Here is a 13,084-nt window from a genome sequence, read left to right on the forward strand (position 1 = left end):
GGTACCAATACCGCCGGCACCGCAAGCGGCGGTGCCGGCACCGGCGGTGCGGGCGGGGCAGGCGGCACCAACAGCGTCAGCGCCGGCACCTTCGACATGTCCAACACCATGAGCAATGTCGGCCAGTCGGCGGCGGGCATCATGGTGATCAGCCAGAACAACGGCATGTCGTCACTGGTGCAGCAAAGCGTCAACGTGCAGGCCAACCTGAGCGTGGGACGATGAGCAGCGCCGGCGTGCGGAGCGGACCGGCCGCCCGCCGGCCAGTTCTTGTCGCGCTGCTGTGCGGCGCCCTGTTGCCAGCCATGGCAGCGGCGGCGCCCTGGGCAGCCGTGGTACCGGTGGGCGCCTTGTCCGATGCCGCCACTGCGGCGGCGGCGCCCCAGCCGGCGGCCACTGCCAGTCCGGCGGCGCGCGACGAGAAACTGGAGCAGATGCGCGGCGGGACCGATACGCCGTGGAGCGATATGAAGCTGGCCGGCAGCGTGGCCAATAACAGCGCGGTCAACGTGGTCACCGGCGCCAATATCGTGACGGAGAGCGCATTCAGCAATGCGTCGGGTTTGCCGATGGTGATACAAAATTCCGGAGCGAATGTGCTGATCCAGAATGCCACCATCATCAATGTGCAAGTGAAATGAAAAGGCTCATCAGCGTTCTGGCACTCCTGCCGGCCGTTGCCGGGCAGGCCGCCGACTTCACGGCCGGCGGCGCCAGCTTTGTGGTGCCGGTGACGAGCCTGAAGGAGGCGCGCTTCCGCAGCACGGTGCGGCAGCAGTACGACTTCAGCTGCGGCTCGGCGGCGCTGGCGACGCTATTGAGCTACCACTACGATTTTCCGGTCACGGAACAGGAGGTTTTCCGTGACATGTTCCTGCGCGGCGACCAGCCGCGCATCCGGCGCGAAGGCTTTTCGCTGCTGGACATGAAGCGCTACCTGGCGGGGCGCGGCTTTACGGCGGACGGCTTCGAGCAGCCGCTGGACAAGCTGGCCGAGGCCGGGCTGCCGGCCATCGTGCTGGTGGCCGAGAATGGCTACCGCCATTTCGTGGTGCTGAAAGGCGTGCAGGGCCAGCGTGTGCTGCTGGGCGATCCGGCCGGCGGCACGCGCGCCATGCCGCGCTCGGGATTTGAGGCGATATGGCAGAACCGCCTGTTGTTCGTGATCCACAGCCGGCCCGGCAAGCCGCGCTTTAACGAGCTGGCCGACTGGCGCGTGGCGCCGCAGGCCATGCTGGCCGAGGGCATTGTGCGCGACAGCCTGCGCGATGTGACCGTGCCCAAACTGGGCGGTAATGATTTCTGAAGGGGAGGCAAGCATGCGGCGAGGATGGTGTGGCATGTGCCTGATGCTGGCATTGCCTGCGCTGGCGCAAGGACCGCCGGAGGGCTGGACGCCGGCGCCGGAGGCACAGCTGGAGCAGGCGCGCGGCGGCGACGACCCGGGTAACGGCCTGTTGCTGGCGCTGGGCGTGGAGCGGATGGTGGAAGTCAATGGCGTGGTGGTGGCGCGCCACCGGCTGGACCTGTCCGATATGGCGCGGGCCGGCAGCCTGCAGGAGGCCAGTGCGGCACTGGCGCCGCTGCTGGTGCAGAACAATGCTAACGGACAGTTGATCCGCAGCCTGACCACGATCGACCTGACGGTCAATGCCTTGTCCACCTTGAAGAGCATGAACCTGGAGGGCAATTTGCGCCAGGCCCTGTCCAACGTCCTGGTACCGCGCTAAGCGGAGGAAAACGATGCGTCGAACCCTGATTGCCGGTGCAGCCGGATTGCTGATGTTGGCGGCCCAGGCCGCAGCGCTGGCCCAGACGCCACCCGGCCAGCGCAGCAATGCCGAGCTGGCGGCCGAACTGGACGAACTGAAAAAAGTGCTTGCCGAGCAACGCGCGCTGCTGGAGGACTTGCGCCGCCAGGTCGCCGAAGAGCGCCTGGCCGCCGCGCGCGGCACCGGCGCGGCGGCGGCCGGCGCCGAGGGCGCGGGCCAAAGCCAGCCGCAGCCCACGGCGCCGCCACCGAAGCCGGCGCCGGCGCAGGCGGTGGCGACCGTTGGCGAGCCGCCCAAGCGCGATACCAAGCCGCCGGAGGTCGCCCCCATCTTCGAAGCACCCGGCGTGCTGACCGCACGCGGCAAATATGTGCTGGAACCTTCGTTCCAGTTCGGCTATTCGTCGAGCAACCGCGTGGCCCTGGTGGGCTACACCATCATCCCGGCGCTGCTGGTCGGCCTGATCGACGTGCGCGAAATCAAGCGCAACACCAGCACCGCCACCCTGAGCGGGCGCTACGGCCTGACCAACCGCACCGAGCTCGAGCTGCGCATTCCCTACATCTACCGCTCGGATTCGACGGTCAGCCGCGAACTGTTCACCGGCTCCGCCGTGGAGCGCGTGTTCGACGTCAGCGGACGCGCCATCGGCGACGTTGAGCTGTCGGTGCGGCACCAGATCAATGATGGCGGCGCCGACAAACCCTACTATGTCGGCGGCCTGCGCTTGAAGACGCGCACCGGCAAGGACCCGTTCGAGGTGGTGACCGACTGCAGCAAGCGCTGCGTCGGCGAAAACGTCACCGGCACCGGCCTGCCGCTCGACCTGCCGACCGGTTCCGGTTTCTACGCCGTGCAGCCGAGCCTGACCTGGCTGTACCCCAACGATCCTGCCGTGCTGTTCGGCAGCGTGAGCTACCTGCACAACTTCCAGCGCAAGAACCTGAGCCGCCGTGTGCTCAACGGTGAATGGGAACCACTGGGCACCATCAAGCCCGGCGGCGTGATCGGCTTCAATTTCGGCGTCGGCCTGGCGCTGAACGAAAAGACTTCGCTCAGCTTCGGCTACGACCACAGCTCGATCGGCCGCACGCGCCAGAACGGCGTGCCGTCGCCGGGATCGGTGCGCACCCAGCTGGGGACGCTGCTGGTCGGCTTTTCCTATCGCCTGAATCCCAAGCGCACGGTCAATGTCTCGGTTGGCGCCGGCCTGACGCGCGATACGCCCGATGTCTCGTTGCTGTTACGCATACCGACGAGCATGTAGTTGCCGTATACGCTAAGCTAGTGTTTTGGCAACTAACAAGAGAGACCTCCATGATCCTGAAAAAGCTCGCCGTTCCTTTTGCCATCGCCACCCTGGCCGGTGCGGCCCATGCTGCGGCGCCCATGGCCAAGACCCAGGCGCCCGGTTTCTACCGCATGACCCTGGGCGATTTCGAGGTCACCGTGTTGAACGACGGCACCGTCGACCTGCCGATGGACAAGCTGCTGCACCAGAAGCCGGAGAAGACTGCCAAGTCGCTGGACCAGCATTTCCTGAAAAATCCGGTGGAAACCTCGGTCAATGCCTTCCTGGTCAATACCGGCAGCAAGCTGGTGCTGATCGATACCGGTGCCGGCGGGCTGTTTGGCCCGACCCTCGGCAACCTGGTGAAGAGCCTGAAGGCGGCTGGCTACCAGCCGGAGCAAGTCGACGAAATTTACATCACCCACCTGCATGGCGACCATGTCGGCGGCCTGGGCGCGCTGGATAAGCCGGCTTTCCCGAATGCCGTGGTGCGCATGGACAAGCGCGATGCGGATTTCTTCCTGAGTAAGGTGAACCTGGAGAAGGCGAGCGCTGAGTCCAAGGGGAATTTCCAGGGGCCGATCAATGCGGTATCGGCGTATGCCAGCGCGGGCAAGCTGCAGCCTTTTGATGGGAATACCGAACTGGTGCCGGGTGTGCGGGCGTCGTCGAGCTATGGGCATACGCCGGGGCATACCACCTATGTGGTGGAGAGCAAGGGGCAGAAGCTGGTGCTGCTTGGGGACTTGATGCACAACGCGGCGGTGCAATTCCCGGATCCGTCGGTGACGATCCAGTTCGACAGCGATGCGAAGGCGGCTTATGCGCAGCGCAAGGCGGCGTTTGCGGAGGCGGCGAAGCAGGGGTATTGGATCGGGGTGGCGCATTTGCCGTTCCCGGGGGTGGGGCATTTGCGTGGGGATGGGAAGGGGTATAAGTTCTTCCCGGTGAACTATTCTGTTCCGCGCTAAACCGGCAAAGCAGTGTCAGACCCTATGGGTCTGACACCGGTTTACCGGTTTCAGGCCAGCGCCGGATAATCGGTATACCCCTCAGCCGACGGCCCATAGAACAACTCCGGCCGCTGCGCATTCAAGCCAGCCCCCAGTTGCAAGCGGCGCGGCAAATCCGGATTGGCAATAAAGTCCTTGCCCCAGGCGATCGCATCCGCGCGTCCTTCGGCCAGCGCAGCCTGCGCCCCCGCCAGGTCGAACTTCTCATTAGCGATATACACGCCGCCAAACTCGCGCTTCAACAGCGGCCCCAGCGAATCCTCGCCAACCGCCTCGCGCGCCGCGATAAATGCAATCCCGCGCTTACCCAGCTCCCGCGCCACATAGCCGAAGGTCTCCGCAGGCGCAGAATCACCCATATCATGCGCATCGCGGCGCGGCGCCAGATGCATGCCAACGCGGTCCGCGCCCCACACGCCGATCACCGCATCGGTCACCTCCAGCATCAGGCGCGCGCGGTTTTCCACGCTGCCGCCGTACTGGTCGGTACGCTGGTTGGTCGAATCCTGCAGGAACTGGTCCAGCAGATAGCCGTTGGCGCCGTGGATTTCCACGCCATCGAAGCCGGCCTTTTTCGCGTTCTCCGCACCCTTGCGGTAAGCCTCCACCACACCGGCCAGTTCGGACGTCTCCAGCGCGCGCGGCACCGCATATGGACGTGCCGGGCGCAGCAGGCTGACATTGCCGTTGGCCGCGATCGCGCTTGGCGCCACCGGCGCCTGGCCATCGAGCAGGCTCGGGTCGGAGATACGGCCGACGTGCCACAGCTGCAGCACGATCTTGCCGCCCTTGGCGTGCACTGCGTCGGTGACCAGCTTCCAGCCCTCCACCTGTTCATCGGACCAGATTCCCGGCGTATTCTCGTAGCCCACGCCCTGCGGCGTCACCGAGGTCGCCTCGCTGATGATCAGGCCGGCGCTGGCGCGCTGGGTGTAGTACTCCGCCATCAGCGCGTTCGGCACGCGCTTGCCGCCGACGGCGCGCGCACGGGTCAGGGGCGCCATGACGACGCGGTTCTTCAGTTCCAGCGCGCCAATGGTGATCGGGTCGAACAAAGTGCTCATAGGGTATTCCTTTCATGCTCAATAAATTGCTGGATGACCTCCTCATTGCGCTTGAAGAAATTCCACTGGCCGACCCGCTGCACCGTCACCAGTCCCGCTTTCTGCAGGATGGCGAGGTGGCCCGAGACGGTCGACTGCGACAGGCCGGTCTGCTTGTCGATCAGGCTGGCGCACACGCCGAACGTCAGTGGATGGAGCTGGTCGCTGAAATGCGCGTCCGGTTCCTTCAGCCAGGACAGGATCTGGCGCCGTACCGGGTTGGCCAGGGCCTTGTGGATTGCATCAATGTCAATGGTATTGGTCATAATTCGGTGTTCTCCGATGATTATATCGGAAAAGTCCGATGCGTATATCGGTGCATGACGATGGATTTCAAGAGCAGTTTTTTCACTTGAACTGGTACAGCAGCAGCGCCGCGATGGCCGGCACTGTCTGCACGAAGAGGATGCGCTTGCTGACGGTCAGCCCGCCCCAGATTCCGGCCACGGCCACGCACAGCAGGCCGTAGTTGACGAAGGCGCCGGCCACGGCAGGGTCGCCATGCAGCAGGCCGACAGCCAGCGCCGCCACCAGGAAGCCGTTGTAGCAGCCCTGGTTCGACATTGCCGGCTTGACAACGGCTGCCTTCTCCGCCGACAGGCCGAACACGCGGCGGCCGCGCGTATCGAAGAAGACGGTTTCCAGCAGCACGATATACACGTGAATCAGCAAGACTATGGCGACAGCGATCTGCGCGAGCAGCATTGGGGGACTCCCTGAAAGTAAAAACACCCAATGATATACTGTCGGCCTTCTCCCGCGGGGACGACCCCGCCGCATGACCAGGGAGCCAGGCGGGGACGACCCCGTCATGACTTGGGAGAACATCATGTCCTGGATCGTCCTGTTGCTCGCCGGCCTGCTGGAAGTCGTTTGGGCTGTCGGCCTTAAATACACCGAAGGTTTCACCAAACTGGTACCGAGCGCCATAACGCTTGGCGCCATGGCCGGCAGCGTGCTGCTGCTTGGCCTGGCGCTGCGCGCGCTGCCGCTTGGCACTGCCTACGCCGTGTGGACCGGCATCGGCACCGTGGGTACTGTCATCTGGGGCATCATGATGATGGACGAGCCGGCCAATGCCGCGCGCCTGGCCTGCATCGCCATGATCGTACTGGGTATCGCCGGCCTGAAGATGCTGACGCCGCACTAATTCTCGGGACGCATGCCCGATTCACCCGTCCAGCGCGCGTAGATGCGCGCCAGTTCGCCGTTCTCGTGCAGTTTGCGGATAGCCGCTGCCAGCAGCGGCAAGGCTTGCGGCGGGGCTTTTTTGCTCACCCACAGATAGACCGGGTCTTCTTTCAGGATGGCCGGCATCAGCTTGACCTTGTCCTGCAGGCCGTTCTCGCGGATCAGCCAGTTCAGGGTGAGTTCGTTCATATAGAAGAAGCGTCCGTGCCCGGCCAGGATCTTTTTCAGGTTGGTGAGGTTGGCCCCGGTGCTGTCGTCGACTTCGATGCCGCGTTCGCGCAGGTGCTCGATATAGGCGGCGCCGCGCGAGGTGTTGACCAGTGGTTTCAGGCGTGCCAGGTCGTCCAGGTTATTCACGACCGCGGTGTCGCCGGCGGCTGCGGCCAGGCGCTGGCGCGAGGAGTAGAGTGGCTGCTCGATGGCGTTGGCAATGTCGTGCCGGGTGGAGGTTGCGAGCAGTGCGCAGGCCACGTGTACTTTGCCGTTGCGCAGGCCCTGTTCGATCACCAGTACCGAGCGGAAGTCGCCCAGGCCGTGGAAGCGCAGGCGCGGTTCAATGCGTGTGATGGCGGCCAGTACGTCGGGACAGACGCCGGCCGGCTGGCCCTGGCGCAGCAGCCATTTCGGCGGCAGGCTTTCCTGGCCCATGACGTGCAGCGTCACGCTGCCGGATGCGGTCGCGCAGGGCAGGGCGGCTGCCAGCAGCGGCGCCATCGCGATTGCGGTAACCGGGTTCGTTCTCATCGTTCTCTCCCGTTACCGCAATTGTATGGCGCACGCTTGCTAAGCGAAAGAGTCGCTCACTTTCGCCAGGTAGAACCATTCGGCGTTCGGCTTGGCATTGACGTCCGGGAACAACATATAGGCGTCAAATGGCGCCAGCACGGCGCTGCCGTCGGCGCGGCGGCCGATCTCGTCGCCGGCTTTCAGGCGGTCGAAGCTGGACCAGGTGCGGCTGAAGGCATCGCCCGCATCCAGCTTGTCGTGCACTTCCACCATCGACAGGTATTCCATGTCGTCCAGGGCAATCGGCTGCGGTTTCGGCGCGTCGATCAGGCCGAAGTGGGCCAGGGTGTTCATGATGGCGCGGTAGGCCACGTCCGGCGCCTGCGGGTCGGCGTGCTGGCCGCATTCCAGGGTCAGGGCCATGCCGCCGGTGCTGCGCATGAATTCCGTGGTGCCGACGCCGTATTTCAGGACGGTCTGAAGTTCGCTGTCGTTGCGCAGGCGGCGCGCCACGCCGGCGCCGTAGGTGGCCATCCAGCCATCGACGAAGCGCTTGACACCGAGGATGCGCGCCATGGCGCGTTCTTCGGCTTCGTGCTTGAAGGGCTGCAGGGTGCCGTCGTTATTGCGCGGGCCGACCATGACGAAGGGCTGGCTCTGGGCGTTGAAGGAGTGCAGGTCGAGCAGGATTTCATGCTGGGCGAGCAGGGGGCACAGCCAGTTGGCGATGTTGTCTTCGAAGTCCTGCGGGTTCTCGTTCGGGAACAGGTTGCGGTTCAGGTTACGGTCGCCGGAGCGTTCGCCTTTCTGGTACGCCAGCGGGTTGGTGACCGGCACGAAGGTCACGCTGCCGTTCGCGATGCGCAGTTCGCCTTTGTCCAGCTGTTCCATCACGCGCAGGATTGCCTTGGTACCGCAAGTCTCGTTACCGTGCACCGCGCCGGTAATAATCAGGCGGCGGCCCTTGCCCTGGCCGGTGTAATTGACAGATTTGAAATGGAATTTGCTGGCGTCGGTCATGCTGGTTCCTGGTAGCGAATAAGTGGCCAGTATTCTAGCGCAGGTACAATGCGGGCATGAATCGATCTTCCCGCGTACATGGCCTGGATACCCTGCGCGCACTGGCCATCATGCTGGTGTTTGCCAACCATTACATGTCTTTTGTCAGCCATGAGGCGACGTTTGGCTGGTTCAGCGAGATTGGCTGGGCGGGCGTGGATCTGTTCTTTGCGCTTTCCGGTTACCTGATTGGTAACCAGATCTTCGCCGGGCTACGCGAGGATGGCCCGGACGGGCGCGGGTTTTCGCTGTGGCGCTTCTACGGACGGCGCCTGCTGCGGACTTTGCCGGCGTATTACTTTGTGCTGGCGCTGTATGTGTTCTGGCCGTATTGGGCCGGCAGCCTGCCGCATGCGCCGTGGTGGAAGTATCTGACCTTTACGCTGAATTTCGACCTCAAGCCCGGTACGCTTTTTTCCCATGCCTGGTCGCTGTGCGTCGAGGAGCAGTTCTACCTGCTGCTGCCGCCGATCGCGCTTGCCATCGGCGCCATCGCCGGCGCGCGCCGGAGGCTGGCGCTGGGACTGGGCTGGGCCGCGCTGGCCGCTGCGGTGGCGGCGGGGATGTGGCTGCGCGCCGACTGGTGGCAGCCTTCGATGGACATGGGCGTGCGCGGCAGCCAGCGCTATTACACGCTGATCTACTACTCCACGCTGGCGCGCTTCGACGAACTGCTGGCCGGCGTGGCGCTGGCCATGCTGCGCAACTTCCACCCCGCGTTGTGGCAGCGCCTGACCAGCCACGGCAACGCGATGCTGGCGGCCGGCGCCGCGCTGACGGCACTGGCTTTCTGGCTCCTGCTGGAAGACCATTTCGGCTGGCAGATGGCGGTATTCGGCTACCCGCTGCTCGGCATCGCGTTCGCCATGCTGCTGCTGGCCGCGTTAAGCGAAGGCTCCCTATTGGCGCGTACCCGCATCCCAGGCATGGGCGCCATCGCGCTCTGGTCCTACTCCATCTACTTGACCCACAAGCAGCTATGCATCCTGCTGGCCGAGCATTTCGAACCGGACCGGCCGGCCAGCATTGCCCTGATGATCGCGGCCAGCATCCTGGCCGGATGGCTGCTATATTTTGCGGTCGAAGCGCCATTCATGAAAATTCGCGAACGATTCATCCCGTCCAACTACAAACGGAGACCGCATGAAGCACCTGTTGGCAGCGTCCCTGCTGCTCCTTAGCACGCAAGCCCAGGCCCAGCAGGCCGGCCCCTTTGCCCGTATGGTGGTAATCCAGCCCAAACCCGGCCAAAGCGCGGCCTTCGAACAGGGCTACCAGCGCCACCTTGACTGGCACAAGAAGGCCGGCGACCGCTGGACATGGTATGGCTGGTCCTTTGTGCTGGGCGAGCGGCTAGGCATGTTCATGGACGGCACCTTCGGCCACGCCGCGGCCAACTTCGACGCCGCCGTGCAGCCCGCAACCGATGCCGCCGACAATGCCGCCAACGTCGCCCCGCATGCAGATTTCCTCAGCCACGGCATTTTCCGGCGCCTGGAAGTGGCCAGCGTCGGCCAGCCGCTGCCGGACACCTCGCCTTACCTGGCAATGACCACCTACACCGTGGCGCCGGGCGATGTCACAGCGTTCGAGCGCCAGCTGGTGGCGCGCGCAACTCGGCCTGCCGGCGCGGCGGGTGGCGAACGCTATACCTGGTATCGGATGCAGATCGGCGGGGAGGGCGCGCAATATGTGCTGATGCGCGCCGTAGCCGGCTTCGCCGCGGCGGCGGACCTGCCTGACGTGATGCCGGCCGGTACCGGCCCGATGCTGCGCGGCGTGCGCACCGAGCTGCTGCGCTACCGCGCCGACATGAGCTACATCCAGAAGGATTAGCTGCGCATCTCGATCACGTTATCGGTCTGCGTGTCCAGCAGGAAGGCGAACAGCGCGCGCACGCGGGCTGGCGCTTCATGGCCCTCGGTGGCCTCGATGGCGTGGCGCAGTCCGGGTGCGGCTTCGATGATGTGCGGGCTGCCATAAGCCCGGATCAGCAGGGCCGCCAACTGCGCCGCTTCGCGTTCATGGCTGTGGCGCAGGCGGCGCTCGATCACGTCGATCAGCACGCGCTGCATGCGCGGGGTCGGGTTCTCGATGTGGGCGAATACCAGCGGCGTATTGGCGATGGCCTCGCACAGGCGGCGCTCGATGTCGTCGGCTTTGGTATCGGAAGGGATGTCGAAATACGCGCCCGTCCACCGGGTACGGGCGTACTGGTGGCCGGGCGGGAAAGAATCGGCGGTATCGAAGCCGAGCGCGTGGCTCAGCTTCTTCAACCAATCAAGGAGGACGGTGCTCATGGCGGCAATTGTACCGCCACCTTTCAGGCGGCGTGCGCCTCTTCACCCAGGCGACCCGCGCGGAAGTCCTCGACGGCCTGGAAAATCTCGGCCTGCGAGTTCATCACGAAGGGGCCGTACTGCACGATCGGCTCATTCAGCGGCTTGCCCGACAACAGGATGAAGCGGCTGTCAGGACCGGCTTTCAGCGTCACGCCATCCGCCCCCTCGTTATTGGACAGGATCGCCATGCTCTGCGCCGCTACCGCTTTGCCGTCCACAACCACCTCGCCGCGATAGACGTAGATGAAGGCGTTGTGGCCCTTGCGGATGGCCTGGCCGAACGATGCGCCAGCCGGCAATTCGACGTCGATATACAGCGGCTCGGTGACGTCGCGCTGCACGGCGCCGGCCACGCCCTGGCTCTCGCCGGCGATCACGCGCACGGTGGCGCCGGTTTCGGTCTGCACGACCGGGATTTCAGCGGCTTCGAAGTCCTTGTACCAGGGCTGGCGCATCTTGTCCTTGGCCGGCAGGTTAAGCCACAGCTGGAAGCCTTCCATCAAGCCTTCCGCCTGCTCCGGCATTTCGGAGTGGATCACGCCGCGGCCGGCGGTCATCCACTGCACGCCGCCGCTGGCCAGCAAGCCTTCGTTGCCGGCGCTGTCGCGGTGGCGCATGCGGCCCGTCAGCATATAGGTCACGGTTTCGAAGCCGCGGTGAGGGTGGTCGGGGAAGCCTGCGATGTAATCGTTGGCTTGCTCCGAACCGAAATTGTCCAGCATCAGGAACGGATCCAGGCGACGCTGCAGTGGCTGGGTCAACACGCGATTGATCTTCACGCCAGCGCCATCCATCACGGCCTGGCCGCGGATAATCCGTTCCACTGTGCGGGTTTGTGCGATGTTGTCCATAATTTTTTCCTTTGTAAGTTAGGCCAGCAGTTCTTCAACACGGGCATCGGCAGCAGCTTTCTGCTGGGCGGCCACTTCCGGACCGTAGCCCTGGCCTTCGATGAACACGTACTCTACGTCGGTAAGGCCGATGAAGGCCAGGAACATCTTCAGGTGCGGGAACTGGGTGTCAGTCGGCGCATCCTTGTGCATGCCGCCGCGCGAGGTGGCGACATAGACTTTCTTCCCTTGCAGCAGGCCGAGCGGGCCGGTTTCGGTGTACTTGAAGGTGACACCGGCGCGGGCAATCGCGTCGAACCACGATTTCAGCTGCACGGTAATGCCAAAGTTGTACATCGGGGCGCCCAGTACGATCACATCGGCGCGCTGCACCTGGGCAATCAGGGCATCGTCCAGCGCCACGCGGGCGGCTTGTTCGGCGCTACGCTGGTCGGCCGGGGTGAACAGGGCCTGCAGGGTGGCTTCGTCCAGTACCGGATGCGGGTTGGCGGCCAGGTCGCGGACTTCAACGGTGGCGCCCGGGTTGGCGGCCAGCAGCTTGTTCACGATGTTGGTGGCCACGCGGGTGGATTCGGAACCGGAGCTTTTTGCGCTGGAGTTGATTTGCAGGATGTTCATGGTGGTCTTCCTTTCGAGAATTAGTTTGTTGCTGCGATGGAGTAACTATAGTGGTTCCATATTTGCTCCAGAAGACGTTAAAATGGATAACATCGTGCCACCGATGGAACAATCATGACGGAAATCGACCCCAGTGACCTGCTGCTCTTCGCCCGGATCGTGGAATTTGGCAGCCTGAGCCAGGCCGCCGAACGCCTGCAACTGCCCAAATCGACGGTTTCGCGCCGGCTGACACTGCTGGAAGGGCGGTTGGGCGAGCGCCTGCTGACCCGCACCACGCGCAAGCTGGTGCTGACCGAGCTCGGCGCGAGTCTGCTGGAACATGCGCGGCGGGTGGCGGAGGAGACCGAGGCGGCCGGCGCCCTGGCCGAGCACCGCCAGCAGGCGCCCAGCGGCTTGCTGCGGGTGTCGATGCCGGCTGACTTCGCCAACGTCCACCTGGCCGACATGCTGCCGGCGTTCATGGCTAAATATCCCGCCATCACGGTGGAGCTGGATTTGTCGCCACGCCGGGTCGACCTGGTGGCGGAGAATTTCGACCTCGCGATCCGCATGGGCGCGCTGCCGGACGACGCCACGCTGGCGGCGCGTAAAGTGATGATTTCTACCTGGGGCTTGTATGCCTCGCCGTCTTACACCGTGGTGCACGGCTTGCCCGAGCATCCCGACGACCTGTTCAAGCACGAGCTGCTCAGCCTGCGGCGCATGGCGAATGGCCTGGTGCGCTGGTCCATGACGCGCGGCAAGTCCGTCTGGGAGCGCGACTTGCCGGTGCGACTGATGGCGAATTCGCCCGAGCTGTTAACGAAGATGGCAGCGACCGGAATGGGCATCGCCACCTGCACCACCCAGTTTGCCGCCCCGCTGGTCGCACGCGGCGAGCTGGTGCGCGTCCTGCCCGACTGGTGCTTCCCCGCCGTGACCGGCTGGGCAGTCTTCCCCGGCCGCCGCCTGATGCCCGCCAAGACCCGCGCGTTCCTCGATATGTTGGAGTCGAACTTCAGGGATGCCTAGTGGCAAAAGTCGGGCAAAAGTGGGGGGGGGGGGGGGGGGGGGGGGGGGGGGGGGGGGGGGGGGGGGGGGGGGGGGGGGGGGGGGGGGGGGGGGGTGGGGGGGGG

General features: G+C 64.7%; 17 protein-coding genes and 1 pseudogene. 10 read left to right on the forward strand and 8 right to left on the reverse strand.

The genetic code is table 11. The features are described from left to right. From AAHE99_RS26180 to AAHE99_RS26205, 6 genes and pseudogenes are all read left to right on the forward strand, one after another. Window positions 1-225: pseudogene (locus AAHE99_RS26180) on the forward strand (hypothetical protein); the annotation flags it as partial. Beyond that, a complete protein-coding gene (locus AAHE99_RS26185) occupies window positions 222-641 on the forward strand; it encodes a hypothetical protein (RefSeq protein ID WP_342120877.1) in 420 nt (139 codons plus the stop codon). The pseudogene AAHE99_RS26180 and the gene AAHE99_RS26185, both read left to right, overlap by 4 nt. Next, complete coding sequence (locus AAHE99_RS26190) at window positions 638-1,306, forward strand: C39 family peptidase (protein WP_342120879.1); 669 nt, start codon at window positions 638-640, stop codon at window positions 1,304-1,306. The genes AAHE99_RS26185 and AAHE99_RS26190 overlap by 4 nt, the downstream gene beginning before the upstream one ends. A 34-nt stretch (window positions 1,307-1,340) precedes the next feature. Then, window positions 1,341-1,730, forward strand: a complete 390-nt coding sequence (locus AAHE99_RS26195) for a hypothetical protein (protein WP_342120881.1) — start codon at window positions 1,341-1,343, stop codon at window positions 1,728-1,730. Window positions 1,731-1,743: 13 nt separating this feature from the next. Further along, window positions 1,744-3,039, forward strand: coding sequence for an acetate kinase (locus AAHE99_RS26200; protein WP_342120883.1), 1,296 nt, complete (start codon window positions 1,744-1,746; stop codon window positions 3,037-3,039). 50 nt (window positions 3,040-3,089) lie between these two features. Further along, window positions 3,090-4,034, forward strand: coding sequence for an MBL fold metallo-hydrolase (locus AAHE99_RS26205; RefSeq protein ID WP_342120885.1), 945 nt, complete (start codon window positions 3,090-3,092; stop codon window positions 4,032-4,034). Between the two features lie 50 nt (window positions 4,035-4,084). Here the strand turns inward: AAHE99_RS26205 and AAHE99_RS26210 are convergent, their stop codons facing one another. From AAHE99_RS26210 to AAHE99_RS26220, 3 genes are all read right to left on the reverse strand, one after another. Beyond that, entirely contained in the window at window positions 4,085-5,140 is a 1,056-nt protein-coding gene (locus tag AAHE99_RS26210) for an alkene reductase (protein ID WP_342120886.1), read from the reverse strand. Next, complete coding sequence (locus tag AAHE99_RS26215; protein ID WP_342120887.1) at window positions 5,137-5,445, reverse strand: ArsR/SmtB family transcription factor; 309 nt, start codon at window positions 5,443-5,445, stop codon at window positions 5,137-5,139. Before AAHE99_RS26215 ends, AAHE99_RS26210 begins: the two co-directional genes overlap by 4 nt. A gap of 82 nt (window positions 5,446-5,527) precedes the next feature. After that, entirely contained in the window at window positions 5,528-5,884 is a 357-nt protein-coding gene (locus tag AAHE99_RS26220) for a DUF1304 domain-containing protein (protein ID WP_342120889.1), read from the reverse strand. A gap of 124 nt (window positions 5,885-6,008) precedes the next feature. Between AAHE99_RS26220 and sugE the strand changes: the two genes are divergently transcribed. Next, on the forward strand, window positions 6,009-6,329 hold the full coding sequence (gene sugE, locus AAHE99_RS26225; protein ID WP_342120890.1) for a quaternary ammonium compound efflux SMR transporter SugE: 321 nt from the start codon (window positions 6,009-6,011) through the stop codon (window positions 6,327-6,329). Here the strand turns inward: sugE and AAHE99_RS26230 are convergent. Together AAHE99_RS26230 and AAHE99_RS26235 are read right to left on the reverse strand one after the other, a co-directional pair. Then, a complete protein-coding gene (locus AAHE99_RS26230) occupies window positions 6,326-7,114 on the reverse strand; it encodes a substrate-binding periplasmic protein (RefSeq protein ID WP_342120891.1) in 789 nt (262 codons plus the stop codon). The genes sugE and AAHE99_RS26230 overlap by 4 nt on opposite strands. 39 nt (window positions 7,115-7,153) lie before the next feature. After that, complete coding sequence (locus tag AAHE99_RS26235; RefSeq protein WP_342120892.1) at window positions 7,154-8,116, reverse strand: succinylglutamate desuccinylase/aspartoacylase domain-containing protein; 963 nt, start codon at window positions 8,114-8,116, stop codon at window positions 7,154-7,156. A 56-nt stretch (window positions 8,117-8,172) separates the two neighbouring features. Between AAHE99_RS26235 and AAHE99_RS26240 the strand changes: the two genes are divergently transcribed. Both AAHE99_RS26240 and AAHE99_RS26245 read left to right on the forward strand, forming a co-directional pair. After that, window positions 8,173-9,336 carry an acyltransferase family protein gene (locus AAHE99_RS26240; protein ID WP_342120893.1) on the forward strand — a complete coding sequence of 388 codons (1,164 nt, stop codon included), beginning with the start codon at window positions 8,173-8,175 and terminating at the stop codon, window positions 9,334-9,336. Beyond that, entirely contained in the window at window positions 9,299-9,991 is a 693-nt protein-coding gene (locus AAHE99_RS26245) for a hypothetical protein (RefSeq protein WP_342120894.1), read from the forward strand. Before AAHE99_RS26240 ends, AAHE99_RS26245 begins: the two co-directional genes overlap by 38 nt. Here the strand turns inward: AAHE99_RS26245 and AAHE99_RS26250 are convergent. Genes AAHE99_RS26250 through AAHE99_RS26260 form a run of 3 tightly spaced genes read right to left on the reverse strand, consistent with a single transcriptional unit; the run spans window position 9,988 to window position 11,966 of the window. Further along, window positions 9,988-10,455 carry a hypothetical protein gene (locus AAHE99_RS26250; RefSeq protein ID WP_342120895.1) on the reverse strand — a complete coding sequence of 156 codons (468 nt, stop codon included), beginning with the start codon at window positions 10,453-10,455 and terminating at the stop codon, window positions 9,988-9,990. The genes AAHE99_RS26245 and AAHE99_RS26250 overlap by 4 nt on opposite strands. A 23-nt stretch (window positions 10,456-10,478) precedes the next feature. Further along, the gene (locus tag AAHE99_RS26255) at window positions 10,479-11,348 is read right to left on the reverse strand and encodes a pirin family protein (RefSeq protein ID WP_342120896.1); all 870 of its coding nucleotides are present in this window, start codon (window positions 11,346-11,348) and stop codon (window positions 10,479-10,481) included. Between the two features lie 18 nt (window positions 11,349-11,366). Continuing rightward, entirely contained in the window at window positions 11,367-11,966 is a 600-nt protein-coding gene (locus AAHE99_RS26260; RefSeq protein ID WP_342120897.1) for an FMN-dependent NADH-azoreductase, read from the reverse strand. A gap of 114 nt (window positions 11,967-12,080) precedes the next feature. On the opposite strand from AAHE99_RS26260, the gene AAHE99_RS26265 reads away from it, so the two are divergent. Next, window positions 12,081-12,980 (forward strand): LysR family transcriptional regulator, encoded by a 900-nt coding sequence (locus AAHE99_RS26265; protein WP_342120898.1) that lies wholly within the window; start codon window positions 12,081-12,083, stop codon window positions 12,978-12,980. The last annotated feature ends 104 nt before the right edge of the window (window positions 12,981-13,084 follow it).

This window comes from Pseudoduganella sp. OTU4001 (genome assembly GCF_038440195.1).
In the GTDB taxonomy this organism is placed as follows: Bacteria; Pseudomonadota; Gammaproteobacteria; order Burkholderiales; family Burkholderiaceae_D; genus Rugamonas.

Coding starts and splice junctions, on each gene's coding strand:
- AAHE99_RS26200 (WP_342120883.1), top strand. CDS start 1,744: ATGCGTCGAACCCTGATTGCCGGTGCAGCCGGATTGCTGATGTTGGCG.
- AAHE99_RS26220 (WP_342120889.1), bottom strand. CDS start 5,884: ATGCTGCTCGCGCAGATCGCTGTCGCCATAGTCTTGCTGATTCACGTG.
- AAHE99_RS26185 (WP_342120877.1), top strand. CDS start 222: ATGAGCAGCGCCGGCGTGCGGAGCGGACCGGCCGCCCGCCGGCCAGTT.
- AAHE99_RS26205 (WP_342120885.1), top strand. CDS start 3,090: ATGATCCTGAAAAAGCTCGCCGTTCCTTTTGCCATCGCCACCCTGGCC.
- AAHE99_RS26245 (WP_342120894.1), top strand. CDS start 9,299: ATGAAGCACCTGTTGGCAGCGTCCCTGCTGCTCCTTAGCACGCAAGCC.
- AAHE99_RS26215 (WP_342120887.1), bottom strand. CDS start 5,445: ATGACCAATACCATTGACATTGATGCAATCCACAAGGCCCTGGCCAAC.
- sugE (WP_342120890.1), top strand. CDS start 6,009: ATGTCCTGGATCGTCCTGTTGCTCGCCGGCCTGCTGGAAGTCGTTTGG.
- AAHE99_RS26230 (WP_342120891.1), bottom strand. CDS start 7,114: ATGAGAACGAACCCGGTTACCGCAATCGCGATGGCGCCGCTGCTGGCA.
- AAHE99_RS26235 (WP_342120892.1), bottom strand. CDS start 8,116: ATGACCGACGCCAGCAAATTCCATTTCAAATCTGTCAATTACACCGGC.
- AAHE99_RS26210 (WP_342120886.1), bottom strand. CDS start 5,140: ATGAGCACTTTGTTCGACCCGATCACCATTGGCGCGCTGGAACTGAAG.
- AAHE99_RS26260 (WP_342120897.1), bottom strand. CDS start 11,966: ATGAACATCCTGCAAATCAACTCCAGCGCAAAAAGCTCCGGTTCCGAA.
- AAHE99_RS26255 (WP_342120896.1), bottom strand. CDS start 11,348: ATGGACAACATCGCACAAACCCGCACAGTGGAACGGATTATCCGCGGC.
- AAHE99_RS26240 (WP_342120893.1), top strand. CDS start 8,173: ATGAATCGATCTTCCCGCGTACATGGCCTGGATACCCTGCGCGCACTG.
- AAHE99_RS26265 (WP_342120898.1), top strand. CDS start 12,081: ATGACGGAAATCGACCCCAGTGACCTGCTGCTCTTCGCCCGGATCGTG.
- AAHE99_RS26190 (WP_342120879.1), top strand. CDS start 638: ATGAAAAGGCTCATCAGCGTTCTGGCACTCCTGCCGGCCGTTGCCGGG.
- AAHE99_RS26195 (WP_342120881.1), top strand. CDS start 1,341: ATGTGCCTGATGCTGGCATTGCCTGCGCTGGCGCAAGGACCGCCGGAG.
- AAHE99_RS26250 (WP_342120895.1), bottom strand. CDS start 10,455: ATGAGCACCGTCCTCCTTGATTGGTTGAAGAAGCTGAGCCACGCGCTC.